The sequence below is a fragment of the Aeromonas sp. 600724 genome, assembly GCF_049175135.1.
Classification (GTDB): domain Bacteria; phylum Pseudomonadota; class Gammaproteobacteria; order Enterobacterales; family Aeromonadaceae; genus Aeromonas; species Aeromonas veronii_A.
This window is the reverse complement of sequence record NZ_JAAKUM010000001.1, coordinates 101746-119711: the sequence shown is the minus strand read 5'-3', so window position 1 is coordinate 119711 and position 17966 is coordinate 101746. Positions and strand designations below refer to the sequence as shown.

At 58.1% G+C, this 17966-nt stretch carries 15 protein-coding genes and 1 pseudogene; 10 read left to right on the top strand and 6 right to left on the bottom strand.

Features of this window, described 5'->3' with window-relative positions:
- Nucleotides 1-6: 6 nt before the first annotated feature.
- Both mnmH and selD read right to left on the bottom strand, forming a co-directional pair.
- Nucleotides 7-1122, bottom strand: a complete 1116-nt coding sequence (gene mnmH / locus G5168_RS00535; protein WP_421251679.1) for a tRNA 2-selenouridine(34) synthase MnmH — start codon at nucleotides 1120-1122, stop codon at nucleotides 7-9.
- Nucleotides 1119-2156 carry a selenide, water dikinase SelD gene (gene selD, locus G5168_RS00530; RefSeq protein WP_201905315.1) on the bottom strand — a complete coding sequence of 346 codons (1038 nt, stop codon included), beginning with the start codon at nucleotides 2154-2156 and terminating at the stop codon, nucleotides 1119-1121. Before selD ends, mnmH begins: the two co-directional genes overlap by 4 nt.
- 405 nt (nucleotides 2157-2561) lie before the next feature.
- On the opposite strand from selD, the gene G5168_RS00525 reads away from it, so the two are divergent.
- A complete protein-coding gene (locus G5168_RS00525; RefSeq protein WP_421251678.1) occupies nucleotides 2562-2990 on the top strand; it encodes a GNAT family N-acetyltransferase in 429 nt (142 codons plus the stop codon).
- Nucleotides 2991-3024: 34 nt separating this feature from the next.
- Here G5168_RS00525 and G5168_RS00520 read toward each other — a convergent pair whose 3' ends face one another.
- A complete protein-coding gene (locus tag G5168_RS00520) occupies nucleotides 3025-4209 on the bottom strand; it encodes an acyltransferase family protein (protein ID WP_421251677.1) in 1185 nt (394 codons plus the stop codon).
- A 344-nt stretch (nucleotides 4210-4553) separates the two neighbouring features.
- Entirely contained in the window at nucleotides 4554-5747 is a 1194-nt protein-coding gene (locus tag G5168_RS00515) for a class I SAM-dependent methyltransferase (protein ID WP_421251676.1), read from the bottom strand.
- Nucleotides 5748-6040: 293 nt separating this feature from the next.
- Here G5168_RS00515 and G5168_RS00510 point away from each other — a divergent pair, with 293 nt between their 5' ends.
- Together G5168_RS00510 and G5168_RS00505 are read left to right on the top strand one after the other, a co-directional pair.
- Nucleotides 6041-7141, top strand: a complete 1101-nt coding sequence (locus G5168_RS00510; RefSeq protein ID WP_421251675.1) for a hypothetical protein — start codon at nucleotides 6041-6043, stop codon at nucleotides 7139-7141.
- Nucleotides 7131-7610 carry a flagellin gene (locus G5168_RS00505; protein ID WP_421251674.1) on the top strand — a complete coding sequence of 160 codons (480 nt, stop codon included), beginning with the start codon at nucleotides 7131-7133 and terminating at the stop codon, nucleotides 7608-7610. Before G5168_RS00510 ends, G5168_RS00505 begins: the two co-directional genes overlap by 11 nt.
- 129 nt (nucleotides 7611-7739) lie before the next feature.
- On the opposite strand, the gene G5168_RS00500 is transcribed toward G5168_RS00505, so the two are convergent.
- The gene (locus tag G5168_RS00500; protein ID WP_421251673.1) at nucleotides 7740-9170 is read right to left on the bottom strand and encodes a methyl-accepting chemotaxis protein; all 1431 of its coding nucleotides are present in this window, start codon (nucleotides 9168-9170) and stop codon (nucleotides 7740-7742) included.
- A gap of 82 nt (nucleotides 9171-9252) precedes the next feature.
- Between G5168_RS00500 and G5168_RS00495 the strand changes: the two genes are divergently transcribed.
- Entirely contained in the window at nucleotides 9253-9525 is a 273-nt protein-coding gene (locus G5168_RS00495; protein ID WP_005345583.1) for an acylphosphatase, read from the top strand.
- Nucleotides 9526-9540: 15 nt separating this feature from the next.
- On the top strand, nucleotides 9541-10407 hold the full coding sequence (locus G5168_RS00490) for a CHAD domain-containing protein (RefSeq protein WP_421251672.1): 867 nt from the start codon (nucleotides 9541-9543) through the stop codon (nucleotides 10405-10407).
- Nucleotides 10408-10544: 137 nt separating this feature from the next.
- Here G5168_RS00490 and metG read toward each other — a convergent pair whose 3' ends face one another.
- Nucleotides 10545-12578, bottom strand: coding sequence for a methionine--tRNA ligase (gene metG, locus G5168_RS00485; RefSeq protein WP_201932064.1), 2034 nt, complete (start codon nucleotides 12576-12578; stop codon nucleotides 10545-10547).
- A 186-nt stretch (nucleotides 12579-12764) separates the two neighbouring features.
- Here metG and apbC point away from each other — a divergent pair, with 186 nt between their 5' ends.
- From apbC to G5168_RS00460, 5 genes and pseudogenes are all read left to right on the top strand, one after another.
- Nucleotides 12765-13847 carry an iron-sulfur cluster carrier protein ApbC gene (apbC, locus tag G5168_RS00480; protein ID WP_421251671.1) on the top strand — a complete coding sequence of 361 codons (1083 nt, stop codon included), beginning with the start codon at nucleotides 12765-12767 and terminating at the stop codon, nucleotides 13845-13847.
- A gap of 110 nt (nucleotides 13848-13957) precedes the next feature.
- The gene (udk, locus tag G5168_RS00475) at nucleotides 13958-14602 is read left to right on the top strand and encodes a uridine kinase (protein ID WP_005352133.1); all 645 of its coding nucleotides are present in this window, start codon (nucleotides 13958-13960) and stop codon (nucleotides 14600-14602) included.
- A 63-nt stretch (nucleotides 14603-14665) separates the two neighbouring features.
- On the top strand, nucleotides 14666-15247 hold the full coding sequence (gene dcd / locus G5168_RS00470) for a dCTP deaminase (protein WP_005336719.1): 582 nt from the start codon (nucleotides 14666-14668) through the stop codon (nucleotides 15245-15247).
- A 376-nt stretch (nucleotides 15248-15623) separates the two neighbouring features.
- Nucleotides 15624-17093 (top strand): inorganic phosphate transporter, encoded by a 1470-nt coding sequence (locus tag G5168_RS00465; protein WP_216950818.1) that lies wholly within the window; start codon nucleotides 15624-15626, stop codon nucleotides 17091-17093.
- A gap of 116 nt (nucleotides 17094-17209) precedes the next feature.
- Nucleotides 17210-17832: pseudogene (locus tag G5168_RS00460) on the top strand (IS3 family transposase); the annotation flags it as partial.
- Between the last annotated feature and the right edge of the window lie 134 nt (nucleotides 17833-17966).

Genomic DNA, 17966 nt, shown 5'->3' with positions numbered 1-17966 from the left:
GATGGGTCAGCCGCGCAGCGCGCTGGCATGCTGCTCGGCGAAATAGTCGAGACAGGCCTGTTTGTCACCGCGGAATACGATGCGCTCCTGCTTGTTGCCAAGCTGGTAGAGATACATGGGGTCGTAGTAGCGGGTCAGCAGCAACGTGATCCAGGCTAGATGCAGCGCGGTATCGCCGCTCTTTTCCTGCTCGGTGAGAGCGGTCTGCATCAGGGCATCCAGCTCGCGGTGGGCCTGATCGCCGAGGCGGCGCTTGAGACGGGCCAGCGCATCGGTGAGATAGGCGGCAAACAGCGGCCATCCCTCTTCCTGGCCATAGATGGTTTGATAGCGCAGCCAGAGATCGTGCACGTAATCTTCGCGGATCTGCTCGGCGCGATCGACCTGCGGTACATCTACCACCACCAGCGGTGCCTGACTCATGGCCTCATGGAGGGAGAGGGGCAGGCAGCAGCGGCCGATCAGGCGACTTTCATCTTCCACCACAAAGGCATGCTCGCCCTGATGGCGGCGCTTGAGCAGTTCGATGGCCATGTTGTTTTCAAAATTGATGTTGCTGGGCTGGCCGCCGGGCAGCTGACCAAACGACGAGCCCCTGTGATGGGCGTGTCCTTCCAGATCGAGCGCTTGGGCCACGTGGTCCAGCATATGGGTCTTGCCGGAGCCGGTCATGCCGGTCAGCACAGTCCAGCGACACTCGGCAGAGGCCTTGTCCTGGGTGTCGATCAGGAAGCGGCGCAGCTCCTTGTAGCCACCGGCGACGCGGGGGCGAGTCACCCCTGCATCAGCCAGCCACTGTTGTACGGTTTGCGAGCGCAGGCCGCCGCGAAAGCAGTAGAGCACGGCATCGGGCTGCTGGCGCAATTGCGCCAGCCAGCCTTCGAGTCGCTCGGCACGTACTGCTCCCCCCACCAGCTTGTGTCCAAGCTCAATGGCGGCGGCCTGACCCTGCTTCTTGAAGCAGGTCCCCACCTGGGCGCGCTCATCGTCTGTCATCAAGGGCAGGCTGGTCGAGCAGGGGAAGGCCCCCTCCTTGAACTCGATGGGGGCGCGCACATCAATCAACGGCACATCGCCTAAAAAAATCTGGGCGTAGTCCGTGGCCAGTGGCAATTCACTCATTGGACAATCTCGATAAAGCGGGAGCCCTCAAGGGGCTTGATCTGACCGATGGGCGAGAGTTCTAGCCCAGCGTCTTGCGCGATGGCGAGCAGCTCGGCTTCGCTCTCTTTACCCACGGCGACCAGCAGGCCGCCGCTGGTTTGCGGATCGCACATGATGTTGCGGGTGCGATCGTCCATAGCATCCAGCTTGTGGCCGTAGGAGTCGTGGTTGCGCAGGGTACCGCCCGGTACGCAGCCCTCGGCGAGGTAGTAATCCACCTCATCCAGCAGCGGCAGCGCCTTGAAGTCGAGGCGTGCGCTGACATTCGAGCCTTCGCACATCTCCAGCAGATGGCCAGCCAGACCAAAACCGGTCACGTCGGTCATTGCGTGCACACCCGGCAGTTCGGCAAAGCGCTGGCCAATCTTGTTGAGGGTGCACATGGCATTGGGGGCCAGCTGCTCGTGTTCGGGCTTGAGCTTGCCCTTCTTCTGGGCGGTGGTGAGGATACCGATACCAAGGGGCTTGGTCAGATAGAGAGTATCACCCACCTTGGCGGTGTCGTTCTGCTTGATGGCATCAAGCGGCACGATACCGGTAACCGCGAGGCCGAAGATGGGCTCGGGGGCATCGATACTGTGACCACCGGCCAGCGAAATGCCCGCTTCGTGGCACACCTGACGGCCGCCATCTATCACCTGCTGGGCCACTTCGGCGGGCAGGGTATTGATGGGCCAGCCGAGGATGGCGATGGCAACGATGGGCTTGCCGCCCATGGCGTAGATATCGCTGATGGCGTTGGTGGCGGCGATGCGGCCAAAGGTGAAGGGGTCATCGACGATGGGCATGAAGAAGTCGGTGGTGGAGACAATGCCCTGACCGTTGCCGATATCGACCACGGCCGCGTCATCCTTGCTGCTGTTGCCAACGATCAGGGTCGGGTCGTTGAAGCCCGGGATCTGGCTCTTGAGAATGGTGTCGAGCACCTTGGGAGAGATTTTGCAGCCACAGCCAGCGCCGTGGCTGTATTGGGTCAGACGAATGGAAGACATACTTACCCCTTTTATTTGCAAACAGAGCAGAGGCTCTGTGGAGCCGTCTTGATCAATGGGCGGCCTTGTAGAGAGAATGACTAGAAGCCGCAAATATGGGTGGCCTCGGTGCCAACAGGGGCAGCGATGACTGGCAGTTATGAAAGACTGCCAGGCCGGACGGGGAAGAAAAGGGCGACAAGGTGCGCCAGCGCAGCCCCGCCAAGGGCCACAGGACGGGGCATTATGCCACATTTGCCCCTTGGGGTTCGAACAGGAATTCACATAAACAGCAGGGAATTGCCCGCACTTGACTGTCATCGCTCTGGATCCGGCGCTGGCTGATTGATTGCAGTACAGATGCAGCAAAGAGGACGTCAAAGAGATCAACAGCACGCAACAGCCGATCGACAACAGGAGAGCTTAGTGACCACCACATTTTTGGTTAACCACCCCATTACCACGGCGCAGTTTGCGGCGTTGTTGGCGCAGACCTCGCTGGGGGCGAGACGGCCGCTGGACCATCCGGACACCCTGCAGGGCATGCTGGATAACGCCAATTTGCTGATCACCGCTTGGCAGGGCGAGACCCTGGTCGGGGTGGCTCGCTCGGTGACCGATTTTCATTTTTGTTGCTACCTCTCGGATCTGGCGGTAGCCGAGTCAGTGCAGGGGCAGGGGATTGGCAAAGCCCTTATTCGCGAGACGTTTTTACAATTGCAGCCCGGCTGCAAGCTGATCCTGCTGGCCGCGCCGCAGGCGGTGGCGTACTACCCCAAGATCGGATTTAGCCAGCACCCGAGTGCCTGGGTGATGAGCAGTCTGGATGAACTGGTACTGGATGAGTTGGCATAAAGCCGTCAACTCATCCAGACAGGGCGAGATTAGCTTATCCGGCTTGCTCCAGCGCCGGTTGCCGTGACTTGCCCCAGCGGCGCAGGCGCCGTTGCAGTGGTCGCTCCAGCAGGTTGTAGCTCAGCGCCGAGAGCCCGATCAGCACCGCCAGCATCAGCACGGTTGCCACTACCCCCAGCAGCGGGTTGGTCTGGCCATACCACCACTCGGTGAGCCCCGGTGCCAGATAGTGGATGAGCTCGCAGCCGGTGAGCAGCACCAGCGCATGGAGCAGATAGATGGAGTAGGAGAGGTCCCCCAGCCAGTTGGTGAAGCGGTTATCCAAAAGGTGCAGCAGCGGGCTCTGGCGCTCCCCCTGAGCGGCTGAAATCCAGATTAGCAGCACGTAGGAGGCGATCAGCAGCAGGGTCAGCTGCGGCGTCATGGTGAACTGCATCAGCGCGAAGGGCAGCACAAAGGCGACCAGCAGGGGTAGGTCATGCTTCATCATGGGCGAGCCTTTCGCGGCCTTGACCCTGGGCAGCAACCAGAGGCCGAGCACAAATTCACTCACCCCGCGTCCCACTGCAAGCGCGCCGCTGGTGACATCTAGGGTGCCGCGACTGTGCACGATAAAGGCCAGCACCGTCAGCGCCAACAGGGGGGCGAGATGGCTCCAGCGACTACGGGCCACCGCCAGCGGGATCAGCAGCGGGAACAGCAGGTAGCTGATCCACTCTACGCTCAGGGACCAGGCGGCGAAGTTCCAGGTCAGCCCGTGATCGGTTACCACCTGCAGCAGCAGGAAGGCGCTGGGCAGCGCTTCGGATGGCGTGAAGGGCGAACCGAAAGGCGGCATCCCTTCCCACTCCCACATCTTGAACAAGGGGCCGGCGTAGAAGCCCACTCCGTGCCGCACCTTGTAAAGCTCCCAGCCAACCAGCAGCAGCAGGGTCACCAGATAGAGGGGGTAGACGCGGGTCAGCCGCAGCCAGAGAAAGCGGCCATAGCCCACGGTGCGGGGCGTGCGGGTGAAAGCCTCCCCATAGACATGGGCCAGCACCACGCCGCTCAAAATAAAGAACAGGTCGACCCAGAGGTAGCCGTTCTCGATGAGTTGGGTGTGGCCTGCGATCGGCTCCATCCACTGGGGAAAGAGCAGCAAGCGGGCATGGAACAGCACCACCATCAGGGCAGCGATGCCCCGCAGCGGCGTTAACAGCGGCAATGATTGATTCATAACGGGATCCCTTGTGATGTTCAGCTTGGCCTGACATCGATTTTTGTTGTTGTACCGTCCATCAATCCTGATGGGTCGGTTGCCTCGGCTTGGCTGCCGCAGGCGGGATCACATTACGGAAAAGAGAGTCATACGGGTGTGATTTAAATCATAAATGTGCAGTTATTGTGCAAAGAAATTTAAACAGAGAAGCCGTGGGGAGTTGGTAGGGAAAGAGGAGGAGAGAGAACACCCATAAAGAAGAGAGGGTGGTCAACGGAGCAAGGGGCAGGTCTATAGGCGTAAAGCAAAACAATCAGGCCCGCAAGGGGCCTGATTGATCACAAGGGGAGGGTGGTTGCCGATCAGCGGGCGCGCACCACCAGACCCTTGAGGTAGAAGCCTTCCGGATAGGCGGTACCGATAGGGTGATCGGAGGCCTGGGAGAGCAGCTCCAGGATCTGGGCATCGCGACCGGCATCAAGCGCCGCATCGGCAACGATCTTCTGGAACAGGCTCTGCTCCATCAGGCCGGAGCAGGAGTAGGTCAAGAGCACGCCACCCGGCGCCAGCAGCTGGAACGCCAGCATGTTGATGTCCTTGTAGCCACGGCAGGCACCCAGCAGCTGGGCCTTGCTCTCGGCGAACTTGGGCGGATCCAGCACGATGACATCGAACTTCTCGCCCTTCTCACGATATTCCCGCAGCAGCTTGAAGACGTCGTGACGGACAAACTGGGTGTTGCTGGTATCCAGCCCGTTCAGCTCGGCATTCTGGCGGGCAATATCCAGCGCATTCTGGGAGAGATCGACGTTGACCACTTCCTTGGCGCCGCCCTTAAGGGCATAAACGCCAAACCCACCGGTGTAGCAGAAGCAGTTGAGCACCCGCTTGCCTTCGGTGTACTTGCCGGCAGCCTGACGGTTGTCACGCTGATCCAGATAGAAACCGGTTTTGTGGCCGTTGCGAATGTCTACCAGGATCTTGACGCCACCGTTCTCTTCGATGACCACCGGCTCGTTCGGGGTCTCGCCATAGATGACGCCGGTGCGCTCTTTCAGCCCTTCCTTCTTGCGCACTGCCACATCGGAGCGCTCATAGATGCTGCACACGGGGTAGAGGGTACGCAGTGCTTGCGTTATCAGCTCACGCTGGAACTCGGCGCCGGCAGAGAGGATCTGGCACACCAGAAAATCGGCATAACGGTCGATGGTCAGACCCGGCAGGCCGTCGGATTCGGCGGCGCAGAGGCGATAACCGGTGAGGCCCTGACGCTTGATCAGCGGATCGCGAGACTCCTGCGCATATTTGAGACGACGGATAAAGAAGTCGAGATCGACGGTCTCATCCTTGTCGAAGGTCCAGACCCGGGCACGGATCTGGGAGCTGCCTGACCAGGCGCCACGGGCGAGCCACTTGCCATCGTTGGCATAGATCTCGACGGTATCGCCGTCAATGGGGTTGCCCTGAACCCGCTCAATCCCCTTGGAGAAGATCCAGGGGTGGCGACGCAGCAGGGATTTTTCGCGGCCTTTGACGAGATAGATGGAAGCGCTCATGGATGTTTGCCGATGGTAGAAAGAAAAGGGGCCACATTCTATGTGCAATAGTGCGGCTAAGCCAGCCTTTGCTGGTATATGGCAGAGTGACGAGTTGTACATCTGGACAACGCCCGAGTGTTGCATATGCAAGGTTTGCAGAATCTCAATGTTGGCGTTTCACGCTGTTTATCTTATATGCCACAGTTGGTTATGCTTGTTTTTTGTTCAGTGTTGGTCGTTATGTGTACGCAATTTAGTCAATAAAGCGTTTTAACCTTACTTTATAGTGATTTTCGCTAAAGAGTCATTTGATGATGTCGATAGTGGGGGAGACCATTTTGAATCTTTCCTGTATCGAGCTGTCCATGTTCCTCTCCATCGCTACAAATATTTCTGCCCTCAATGCTTCTCGCCATCTTGGTCAATCATCCAACACGCTGGATTCGGTATATCGACGACTCTCATCCGGCTTGCGCATCAACAGTGCCGCTGATGATGCAGCAGGCTTGCAGATCAGTAATCGCCTCACCAGTGAAGTGAACGGGACCAACACCGCTATTCGCAACGCCAATGATGGGATCTCGGTGATCAACGTCGCCGATGGGGCGCTTGATGAGTCGGTGAACCTGATGCAGCGGATGCGCACCCTGGCACTGCAGTCGGGAAGCGGTGCCAATACGGCAGAGGATCGCGTAGCCCTGAATGCTGAGTTCAAGCAACTGCAGTTGGAGATGGACCGGATTGCCACAGGTACCCGGTTTGCCGGACAGGACCTGCTGGCGGGGAGTTACGAAGGTATCTTCTTGGTCGGTGCCTATGCAGGACAGAATACCGTCATTACCGATCTCAATGCCCAGACCAAAAATCTGGGGGAGATGGAGTGGCGAGCGCGTAGTCCGGCAGGAAGCAAGCCAGGGGCGTATGACATTGCTGATCTCAAGCTTTCATCTCAGCCTATCACCCTTAATGGCGTCACTTTTGACAAGGACTATTCAACCCTGGAAGCGTTCGTGGCAGATATTAATGGCACCACCTTTCCCAATAATCAGGGGCCGGTACAAGCGCAACAACTGCCATTTTCTGTCGCCTCCGCGGTCGATTTATCCGCATTACCCTCCTATATCGATGTAGCGGGTCACTCTGTGGATTTGACCACAGGCATTGATATGACCGGATGGGATCCGGTCAATCCGACAGCAAAAAATAGTGCCATCATGGCAACCGTGGTTCAACGCATCAACAGTACTGCGCAATCGGCAGGTCTGGGTTTTTATGTGAGTGCCTCCAACAACAGCAATCCCGCCAGCAATTCATTGACCATGCATAGCGCTCAGGGCAACAGCCTTGCGCTGGCCAATGGCACAACCCCCCCCTCCGCAACCATCACCACCGGCGCCTCCGGTGATCAGTAGTTCCTCTCTGAGCTCTCTGTTACCCGATGTTACATCGACGACGTATATCGGTCAGATGGAGCTGCGCTCATCAGGCGACAAGTATTCCAATATTGATATGCAGGGATCCAGCTTGCATGCGCTTGGCTTTTATCAAGAGGACAAGAAGAAATATACCGTTGATAATATTGATGTTCTTAGTGAAGACAACGCCAGCAGGGCCATCAAAACCCTGGATGTGGGTATGAAACAGCTGGGTGTTCAGCGCGCTCGGCTCGGTGCCCAAGCCAACGCGCTGGATTCACGGGTACGCAATCTGGCCAATGCCAATGAGAACCTCAGCGCTGCCCGCTCAAGGATCCGGGATGCCGACATGGCTGTGGAATCGGCTCGCTTGGTCAGCACCCAAATCTTGCAGCAGGCGAGTGCTTCGATTTTGAGTCAGGCAAACAGTCGCCCCAATGCGGCCCTGAGTTTGCTGCAATCCTGAGTGGGACTGCCAGCTGGCATAGCAATTGGTCGCTATCATTCATGGTCACTATCCATAAAGACAAAGAGGCCACCCAATGGGTGGCCTCTTTTCTTATTGCTTCTTGTTGCCGGATGCTATTCGGCAGCGTCAGAGAGTGATCCCCTTGAGTGCCTGGGCCAGTTCGCTGGCGGTGGCTTTAAGCCCCTGCGTACCGGCTACCGAGGCGCTGGCGGACTCTTCCACCTGGGCCGCTTCATGGCGTACCTGATCCAGATTGTGGGTGATCTCGGCGGCGACCGAGCTTTGCTCTTCGCTCGAGGTAGCGATCTGGGTGCTCATCTCCAGCACCGCATCGCTGTGGTTGCTCAGTTTTTCGATATCGAGCCCCACTTCGCTGATGAGCTGCTGGCTGCTGGCGGCGCGCCCTACAGTCTTTTCCATGATCTCGTTCAGCGCGCCGGTACCGGTCTGCAGCTCTTCGATCATCTGCTGGATCTCCACCGTCGCCTGCTGGGTACGGCTGGCGAGGGTACGCACCTCATCCGCTACCACCGCAAAGCCGCGACCCTGCTCACCGGCACGGGCCGCCTCGATGGCGGCGTTGAGGGCAAGCAAGTTGGTCTGCTGGGAGATGGCGTTGATGACGTTGACCACCTCGTTGATCCGGTTGGCGTTGTGGGTCAGGCGCTCGACCGCGCCGGAGGCGTTGCCAATCTCGTCGGCCAGGGTGCGGATCGCCTCGATGGTGCGGGCTACCCGGTTGGCGCCATTGGCTGCCTCTTCGCTCGACTGGCGGGTCTGCTGCAGGGTGTCGTTGGCATTGCGCGCCACTTCGCGGATCGCCGCCGACATCTGCTCCATGGCAGTGGCCAGTGAATCCATGTGCTGGCGCTGGGAACGCGCCATGGTCTCGCCTTCGCGGGCATGGTCACGAAACTCGTCGGCGGCCATGGTCAGCGCTTCGGCAGATTCTTCCACCAGTTTGACGATCTGGTGCTGGCGGTCGGTAAAGCGGTCGATGCTGCCCGCCAGGGTGGAGAACTCGTCCCGCACCGGGAAGAAGTTGAGTCGGAACGTGAGATCGCCGTCCGCCACGGTTTGCAGCGCCTTGTTGGTGGAGTAGAGCGCACCGGAGACAAAGGTCATCATGTAGTGGATCACCAGCGCCATCAGGGCGGCCAGCGCGCCGATCAGGAGCAGGGTCGAGCCCTGACCCTCCCACATTGAGAGGTTGCTGGTATCGAGATCACCGGTGACGTAGCCTGCCTGACCCGCTGGTGCGGTGAAGCGGTAGCGATCGCCCTGCTGTTCGAGCCCGCTCACCCCTTGTGGCTGGATGCGTAGATCGGCTGGCAGAGTGAGCGTTGGCTGCTGGCTGACCAGTTGCGCTGTGGTCTCGACCCGTTGCTGCAACTGCGCTACCCGCAGGGAGATCTCCTGCTGATGGCTGGCCGCCAGCATATACCAGCTGAGAAAGGCGATGATGAAGAGAGGTAACCAGAACGCGATATGGAATTTTTCACTGATGGTGAGGTGAATGAGATAGCGGTCAACCCACCGGAATTTAACTTCTTTCATAATGGAGCTGCATCCTGCAGAGATAGAGTGTCGAGCACATTATCGTCTCGGGAAATTTTTTCTTAAGCGGAAGGTGTGAGAAATGGGAGAGCAATCGTTTGTCATTCGGGTGTGGGGGCAGGTGCAGGGGGTGGGATTTCGCTATTTCACCCGTGAGCGGGCGCTGCAACTGGGTTTGCGGGGCCATGCCTACAACCTGGAGGATGGCTCGGTGGAGATCCTCATCAGCGGCCCCGCACAGGGGGTGCAGATGATGCTGGGGTGGCTGGAGCATGGCCCGCGTACCGCCAGGGTGACCCGGATGGAGTATGAAGAGGCGCTGCCACCCACCGGTCAGGGCTTTCACACCAACTGAAGGGGCGGAGACGAGATGGACGCTGACAAGGAAGGTCTGTTGCTGACTCAGGCAACAAGCTGGGTCGCCCGTTATCAGGAGGCGGCGCGAGCGGTGCGCGAAGAGGCCAGCGAACCGGCCGTGCATGGCTACCGTATCGCGGCGCGCCGCTTGCTGGCACTGCTCGCCCTGTGGCGACCACTCACCTATCATCCCGAGCTGGAGCGGCGTCTGCTGCGCTCGGTCGGGCGGCTCTCGGCGCTGCGGGATGCTCAGGTCTACGCCGAGCGTTTTGGCAAGCCGCCTGCCAGCACTGGTAATACCCACAAATCGGCCTGTCGTGTGCCCCTGTTGTCGCGGCGATTGGCCCGCTGGCTTGCGGTGGTGGCGCAGGTGCAGGATGCGCGGGCATTGGCGTTCTTCTATCAGCAGCATCTGGCCCTGTGCCTTGATGAGGCGCAGAGCGCTCTCGATGAACCTATTCCCTGCGTTGGGAAATCTGCCAGCTCCCGTCAGCAACAGTTGCGCCGCTGGCATCGGCTGCGCCTCGAGATCAAGCAGGCCCGTTATGGCGTGGAACTGTTGCTGGATCTGGGGAGTGGAGATCCCGGCTGGTTGAGCACCCTGACTCACTGGCAGGAGCGACTCGGCCAGTTGCAGGATTGGCGGCAATGGCGGCGGAGGTTGCGAGCAGAGCAGGGGAACACCCGCAAGCAGACGAAACTGCGGCAGCAGTTGAAGGGGAAGATCACCGCCCGCTTGCGTCAACTGGACTGCCAGCAGGCGGAGCTGGTGGCGCTCAAACTGGCGATGCAGGCAGGCCACAACATGAATGACATGCCAAGTCGGGTGATCAGCTATTCAGAACAAAATGTATCGTCCGCCAAGTCAAGCGGTGGATAGCCCCAAGGCCGCAATCTACGAAAGTCATCCGCGACCAGCATCTACAAAAACTCTCCAAGCCACAAATGCGAGACAAAAAAAGAGAGGCCGTTTGGCCTCTCTTCTCTATCTGGCTGTGGTCGCAGTCAGCGATACGCTTACTTGACGCGCATGCCCGGTTGGGCACCTTCTTGCGGCTCCAGGATCCAGAGATCCTTGCCGCCCGGGCCTGCAGCCAGCACCATGCCTTCGGACATGCCGAAACGCATCTTGCGCGGCGCCAGGTTGGCCACCATCACGGTCAGCTTGCCTTCCAGATCTTCCGGGTTGTAAGCGGACTTGATACCGGCAAACACCTGACGGGTTTCGCCGCCGATATCCAGTTGCAGCTTGAGCAGCTTCTCGGCTTCCGGTACCGCTTCGGCCTTCTTGATCAGCGCGACGCGCAGGTCAATCTTGGCAAAATCGTCATAGGTGATGGTTTCGCTGATGGGGTCATCAGCTAGCGGACCGGTCACTTTCGGTGCCTGCTCCTTGGCCAGGTCTTCCTTGGATGCCTCGATCATGGCTTCAATCTTCGCCGGCTCGATGCGGGAGAAGAGGGCCTTGAACGGCGCAACGGTGTGATTGACCAGCGGCATCTCGATGCCATCCCAGCTGAGGGTTTCGGCCAGGAAGGCTTCGGCACGTTCGGCCAGCAGCGGCATGACGGGCTTGAGGTAGGCCATCAGCACGCGGAACAGGTTGATGCCAACAGAGCAGACCGCCTGGAGCTCGGCGTCAGCCCCTTCCTGCTTGGCGATAACCCAGGGAGCCTTGTCGTCCACGTAGCGGTTGGCCTTGTCGGCCAGCGCCATGATTTCGCGGATGGCGCGGCTGAATTCACGGCTCTCATAAGCCTCGGCAATGGCGGTACGAGCATTGGCGAATTCGGCGTAGAGCTCGGGTTCGGCGCAGGTTGCCGCCAGCTTGCCGCCAAAACGCTTGGCGATAAAACCGGCGTTGCGGGAGGCGAGGTTGACCAGCTTGTTGACCACGTCGGCGTTGACGCGCTGCACGAAATCTTCGAGGTTCAGGTCCAGATCATCGATGCGGCTGTTGAGCTTGGCGGCGTAGTAGTAACGCAGGCACTCCGGATCCAGGTGGTTCAGGTAGGTGGATGCCTTGATAAAGGTGCCCTTGGACTTGGACATCTTGGCGCCGTTAACGGTCACATAACCGTGCACGTTGACCTTGGTCGGCTTGCGGAAGTTGGCACCTTCCAGCATGGACGGCCAGAACAGGCAGTGGAAGTAGGCGATGTCCTTGCCGATGAAGTGGTAGAGCTCGGCGTCGGAGTCCGCTTTCCAGTAGCTGTCAAAGTCGATGTCGCCACGCTTGTTGCACAGGTTCTTGAAAGAAGCCATGTAGCCGATGGGGGCATCCAGCCAGACGTAGAAGTACTTGCCCGGGGCGCCGGGGATTTCGAACCCGAAGTAGGGGGCGTCACGGGTGATGTCCCACTGCTGCAAGCCGCTTTCGAACCACTCCTGCATCTTGTTGGCCATCTCTTCCTGAATGGCGCCGGAGCCACGTACCCACTCAGAGAGCCATTTTTCAAACTGCGGCAGGTCGAAGAAGAAGTGCTCGGAGTCCTTCATTACCGGAGTCGCGCCGGAGACGGCAGATTTCGGATCGATCAGCTCGGTCGGGCTGTAGGTGGCGCCGCAGCTGTCACAGTTGTCGCCATACTGCTCCGGAGATTTGCACTTGGGGCAGGTACCCTTGACGAAACGGTCCGGCAGGAACATGGATTTTTCCGGATCGAACAGCTGGGAGATGGTGCGGCTCTTGATAAAGCCACCATTTTTCAGGCGGCCGTAGATCAACTCCGCCAGCTCGCGGTTTTCATCGCTGTGGGTGGAGTGATAGTTGTCAAAGCTGATGTTGAACCCGGCGAAGTCGGCCTGGTGCTCCTTGGAGACAGCGGCAATCATCTCTTCCGGGGTGATCCCCATCTGCTGTGCCTTGAGCATGATCGGGGTGCCGTGGGCATCATCGGCACAGATGAAGTGCACCTGATGGCCGCGCATTCGCTGATAACGAACCCAGATATCGGCCTGGATATGTTCCAGCATGTGGCCAAGATGGATGGAGCCATTGGCATAGGGGAGGGCGCAGGTTACCAGCATTTTACGAGGATCAGTTGCCATATTACGTTCTTGATGTGCTTGTTGGGATGATAGAGTGCCGTGCATGTTACCCGAATTGGGGGTAGCCTGCCTAGGGTTGTGGCTATGCCAACCTTGGCAGCACCTGCTGTTACGATGGCAGGCAAGCCACTGATTTGTGTGCGGTAACCGTTCACCTCAAGATAATGACAAGATAATGAGGAGTTAATGGTGATTGATTCAGTAAAACAGATCCTCGCCGAATTTAAGCCAGCAGGCTGGCACAAGGATCTGGTGGATGCCGGATTCGTTCGCGAGATCATCAATCAGGGTCAGGGGCTTACTATCCGGCTGGTTTTGCCGTTTGCCGGTCTCTCGCTGCTCGATCAGCTCAAAGAGAACTACGATGCCAGACTGCGCAGCGCCACCGGCGCCGCCCGCATCGACTGGGCATTGGAGATTGACGTCGCCAGCATGCCGCGGGCCCAGGGCCTCAATGCCGTGCAGGGCATTCGCAACATCATCGTGGTTGCTTCCGGCAAGGGGGGGGTAGGCAAGTCCACCACCGCGGTCAATCTGGCGCTGGCCCTGCAAAAAGAGGGGGCGCGGGTCGCTATTCTCGATGCCGATATCTATGGCCCTTCCATTCCCACCATGATGGGCACTCTCACAGAGCGCCCGGTCAGCCATGACGGCAAGCTGATGGAGCCGGTGATGGCCTGCGGCCTCAAGAGCAACAGCATCGGCTATCTGGTCTCCGAGCAGGATGCAACCATCTGGCGTGGCCCGATGGCGAGCAAGGCGCTGGCGCAGATCCTCCATGAGACCCGCTGGGGCGAGGTGGATTATCTGGTGGTAGACATGCCGCCGGGCACTGGCGATATCCAGCTCACCATGGCCCAGCAGGTGCCGACTTCGGCGGCGGTGATTGTCACAACCCCGCAAGATGTGGCGCTGGCCGATGCCCGCAAGGGGATCGCCATGTTCAACAAGGTCAATGTGCCGGTGCTCGGTATTATCGAGAACATGAGTTATCACGTCTGTAGCGCCTGCGGTCATCATGAGCCGCTATTCGGTACCGGTGGCGGCCAGAAGATGGCAGAGCAGTATCAAGTGGCACTGCTTGGTCAATTACCGCTGCACATCGATATCCGCCAACACATGGATGATGGCTGCCCGACGGTGTTCGGCGCACCGGAAGGAAGCCTGGCTCAGGCCTATTTGAAGCTGGCGCGCAGGGTTGGTGCTGAACTCTTTTTCAGCGCAAAACCGATTGCGACCCCCCTCTATGCCATGGAGCTGGATGAATAATCGGCGGTCGGTCACTTGAAAGGGAATTGAGGGTGGGCATGACCCACCCTTTTTTATATAATGGATCGGTTTAAACCATCCCCACTGCTCTTCTCTTTTAGGTATTTGTCATGTCTGATACTCAACATTCGTGTGTGATCATCGGTATTGCGGGCGCATCTGCGTCTGGCAAAAGTCTTATAGCCCAGACCATTTATGAAGAGCTGGTGGCCGAACTGGGCGCAGGTCAGATTGGTGTGATCACCGAAGATTGCTACTACCGTGATCAGACCCACCTGACCATGGAAGAGCGGGTCAAGACCAACTATGACCACCCCAACGCGCTCGATCACGACTTGCTGGTACAGCACCTGAGCCAGCTGGTCAAAGGTGACGCGGTTGCCATTCCCCAGTACTCCTACACCGAACACACCCGGATGAACGAAGTGACCCCGTTTGCCCCGCGCCGGGTGATCATTCTGGAAGGGATCCTGCTGCTGACCGACAGCCGTCTGCGGGATCTGATGGATGCCTCCATCTTTATGGATACCCCGCTCGACATCTGCCTGCTGCGCCGTCTGGTGCGTGATGTGCAGGAGCGGGGCCGTACCATGGACTCCGTGCTCAAGCAGTATCAGAAGACGGTGCGTCCGATGTTCCTGCAGTTTATCGAGCCGTCCAAACAGTATGCCGATGTGATCGTGCCTCGTGGTGGCAAGAACCGCATCGCCATCGACATGCTCAAGGCGCGTATCCGCCACATGTTGATTGGTTAAGATGAAACAAGCCGGGTGATGCCCGGCTTTTTTAAAAGCACAATTTGTCAGGAGAGTCGCCCAATGCGTCTGTGTGATACCGATATTGAACGCCATCTGGATGAAGGCAAGATCGTCATTGAGCCACGGCCCGGGGTAGAGCGGATCAGTGGTGTCAGTGTCGATGTGCTGCTGGGTAACGAGTTTCGGGTGTTTCGCGATCATACCGCGCCCTATATCGACCTGAGCGGCCCGAGCAGCGAGATGGCCGATGCCATCGATCGGGTGATGAGTGACGAGATCCACATCCCCGATGGCGAAGCCTTCTATCTTCACCCGGGTCAGCTGGCGCTGGCGGTGACCTACGAGTCCGTCACCCTGCCGGCCGATATCGTCGGCTGGCTGGATGGCCGTTCTTCATTGGCGCGCCTGGGTTTGATGGTGCACGTGACGGCGCACCGGATCGATCCGGGTTGGTCCGGTCGCATCGTGCTGGAGTTCTACAACGGCGGTAAACTGCCGCTGGCGCTGCGTCCGAAGATGAAGATCGGCGCCTTGAACTTCGAGATGCTCTCCGGCGTCGCGGCCCGCCCCTACAACAAGCGGGAAAATGCCAAGTACAAGAGCCAGCAGGGCGCCGTTGCCAGTCGTATCAATCAGGATTGATAACTGGCAACACGGCAACGATTCAAGGGAGCACAAGGTGCTCCCTTTTTGCATCTGGAATCAAACGGATATGGGATTGATGGTGCTGGTCGGATGAGATTGGCGGGGCAGGGACGTTTTATCACCACTTTCGCCCGTTTTCTGTCATAAAAACGTCATAAAAATGAAATTATTGGCTTAATTGTCAGCTATTTTTGCCCTTTCCCGCAATCATTGATGGCTTTAATTAATCGATGGCAAGCCGCATGAGGACTGGCTCTAGGATATTTTTTTCCAAAAAGCTCTTTTTTTTTATGGCTGAAATATTTCAATGGTGGCTATGGTGTTGGCCGCCATCTGGCATAATCCGCCGCAACTCATAAACAGGCTTTTTTTTATGTTTGAAATGTTTAGTGGTTTGGGTTTGTGGTGGTCAATCGGTTTGGTATTGGCCGTTTTTTTTGTGCTTGCCTATGAATTTATCAACGGCTTTCACGATACCGCCAACGCGGTAGCAACGGTTATCTATACCAAGGCGATGCCAGCTCACCTGGCGGTCGTCGCATCGGGGATCTTCAACTTTTTTGGCGTCATGTTCGGTGGTCTGGGGGTGGCCTATGCCATTGTCCATCTGCTGCCTATCGACCTGCTGCTTGGGATGGACTCCACCCAAGGGTTGATCATGGTCTTCTCCTTGCTGTTTTCCGCCATCGTGTGGAACCTGGGCACCTGGTTCTTCGGGATCCCGGCCTCCAGTTCACATACCTTGATCGGTTCCATTCTGGGGGTAGGCGGCGCCTATGCCTGGATCACCCATAAACCGGTGACAGAAGGGATCAACGTGGGCAAAGCGATCGACATCATGCTTTCCCTCATCATCTCTCCCACCATAGGTTTCATCATCGCGGCACTGCTGCTGTTGGCAATGAAACGCATCTGGACCAGCAACAAGATCCACAAAACGCCGGAAGAGCGTCAGCTGGTGGATGGCAAGAAGCACCCGCCGTTTTGGGCGCGTCTTACCCTGGTGGCCTCGGCCATGGGCGTCAGCTTCGTGCACGGCTCCAACGATGGCCAGAAGGGGATCGGTCTGGTGATGCTGGTGCTGATCTGCATGGCACCCGCCTATTTCGCGCTGGACATGAACAGCCGCTCTTATGACCTGGATCGGACCCAGGATGCCAACCAGCGCATCATGGAGATCTACCAGCGCAACCAGTCCGCCCTCTCTGGCGTCATCAACTTCTCTGCACCTGCAACGGCTCAGGAAGAGCTGATGACTCACTGCTCCGCAGATGGCGTGCTGCAGGCGATGGCCACCCTGGATGCCCGTCTGGGTGCTGTGCGTACTTATGATCAGATGAGCCTGACCGACCGTCGCGAAGTGCGTCGTCTGCTGCTCTGTATCGATGACACTGCCCGCAAGGTTGCCAAGCTGCCGCTGCCCGCCAAGGAGCTGACCGACCTGGCCAAATGGCGCAAGGATCTGACCGCGACCGCTGAATACGCACCGACCTGGGTGATCGTCTCCATCGCACTGGCGCTCGGTTGTGGCACCATGGTGGGCTGGCGTCGTATCGTCCATACCGTGGGAGAGAAGATCGGCACGACCGGCATGACCTACAGCCAGGGCATCGCGGCCCAGATCACGGCTGCAACCTCCATCGGGGTCGCCAGTCTGACTGGTATGCCGGTGTCCACCACCCACATCCTCTCTTCTGCGGTGGCGGGGACCATGATTGCCAACAAATCCGGCCTGCAGAGCCAGACTATCAAGACCATCCTGATGGCCTGGGTGCTGACCCTGCCGCTGACCATGCTGCTCTCCGGCGGCCTGTTCATCGTCAGCCATCATCTGTTTGGCTAAATGCCAATACCATATTCGATAAAGGGCCTGCGGGCCCTTTTTTGTGTTTCCTGTCCTCTCCTGAATACGGTTTACACCTTTCCCCCCAATAAATGAACAGTCCTATGGGATAAGGTGTGAAACGGACACCGCGCGATGACTCGCTGACGTTTAAACTGGCGTTGGTCGAGCAGATTGAAAAAGGCGAGCTCAGCTGCCTGCAAGCACAAGCCCGATATGGCATTCAGGGCAATTCGACCATTCTGGTGTGGTTTGCGTAAACATGGTTGGCAAGATTGGAGCCTGGGGTATCTGTACCCGCCGGCAATAGCATCACCATGCCTGACCCCGACAAACAGACGCACCAACAATGTATCAAAGAGCTCGAGCAGCTGGCGCTGATAAGCCTGAAGGCCCAAGTCGTCGATGTGCTGAAGAACGACTAGGCGTTTCCATCGTAAAAAAGCGACCCGACAAGTCCTCTCGCAGCGGCAGGTCGAGAGACTGACCATTGTCAGGGCTTGCCTGTTTCTGGGAATAAGCCGGCAGGCTTTCTACAAGCGCAATCGGGTTGCGGACGGACATCTAAGCTCAGGGGCTGCAGGTGGTGCGATTTGTGCGTCAGGTTCGGCTGCGACAACTGCAGGTCGGCACTAGCAAGCTGCATTATCTGCTTCAGGGTCAGGATGATGCCTAGTTCAAGGTCGGGCGGGACAGGCTGTTTCGGATATTGGCCGAGTACCGCTACTGGTGCAGCCCAGTCTAGGGTTTCCTCGTCGCGCAGTAATGCCGATTAATCCCTGTTTGTATTTTGTATGTACTGAGCGATGCTTTGCTGTTATATGCCAACAGACTAGAAGTAGAATATCATTTTTAACGAGTCGGAAGATAGAA

Excerpts from the sequence above, each read along its gene's own strand:
- mnmH (WP_421251679.1), bottom strand. The coding sequence starts at position 1,122 with ATGAGTGAATTGCCACTGGCCACGGACTACGCCCAGATTTTTTTAGGC.
- selD (WP_201905315.1), bottom strand. The coding sequence starts at position 2,156 with ATGTCTTCCATTCGTCTGACCCAATACAGCCACGGCGCTGGCTGTGGC.
- G5168_RS00520 (WP_421251677.1), bottom strand. The coding sequence starts at position 4,209 with ATGAATCAATCATTGCCGCTGTTAACGCCGCTGCGGGGCATCGCTGCC.
- G5168_RS00515 (WP_421251676.1), bottom strand. The coding sequence starts at position 5,747 with ATGAGCGCTTCCATCTATCTCGTCAAAGGCCGCGAAAAATCCCTGCTG.
- G5168_RS00510 (WP_421251675.1), top strand. The coding sequence starts at position 6,041 with ATGATGTCGATAGTGGGGGAGACCATTTTGAATCTTTCCTGTATCGAG.
- G5168_RS00500 (WP_421251673.1), bottom strand. The coding sequence starts at position 9,170 with ATGAAAGAAGTTAAATTCCGGTGGGTTGACCGCTATCTCATTCACCTC.
- G5168_RS00495 (WP_005345583.1), top strand. The coding sequence starts at position 9,253 with ATGGGAGAGCAATCGTTTGTCATTCGGGTGTGGGGGCAGGTGCAGGGG.
- G5168_RS00490 (WP_421251672.1), top strand. The coding sequence starts at position 9,541 with ATGGACGCTGACAAGGAAGGTCTGTTGCTGACTCAGGCAACAAGCTGG.
- metG (WP_201932064.1), bottom strand. The coding sequence starts at position 12,578 with ATGGCAACTGATCCTCGTAAAATGCTGGTAACCTGCGCCCTCCCCTAT.
- apbC (WP_421251671.1), top strand. The coding sequence starts at position 12,765 with ATGGTGATTGATTCAGTAAAACAGATCCTCGCCGAATTTAAGCCAGCA.
- udk (WP_005352133.1), top strand. The coding sequence starts at position 13,958 with ATGTCTGATACTCAACATTCGTGTGTGATCATCGGTATTGCGGGCGCA.
- dcd (WP_005336719.1), top strand. The coding sequence starts at position 14,666 with ATGCGTCTGTGTGATACCGATATTGAACGCCATCTGGATGAAGGCAAG.
- G5168_RS00465 (WP_216950818.1), top strand. The coding sequence starts at position 15,624 with ATGTTTGAAATGTTTAGTGGTTTGGGTTTGTGGTGGTCAATCGGTTTG.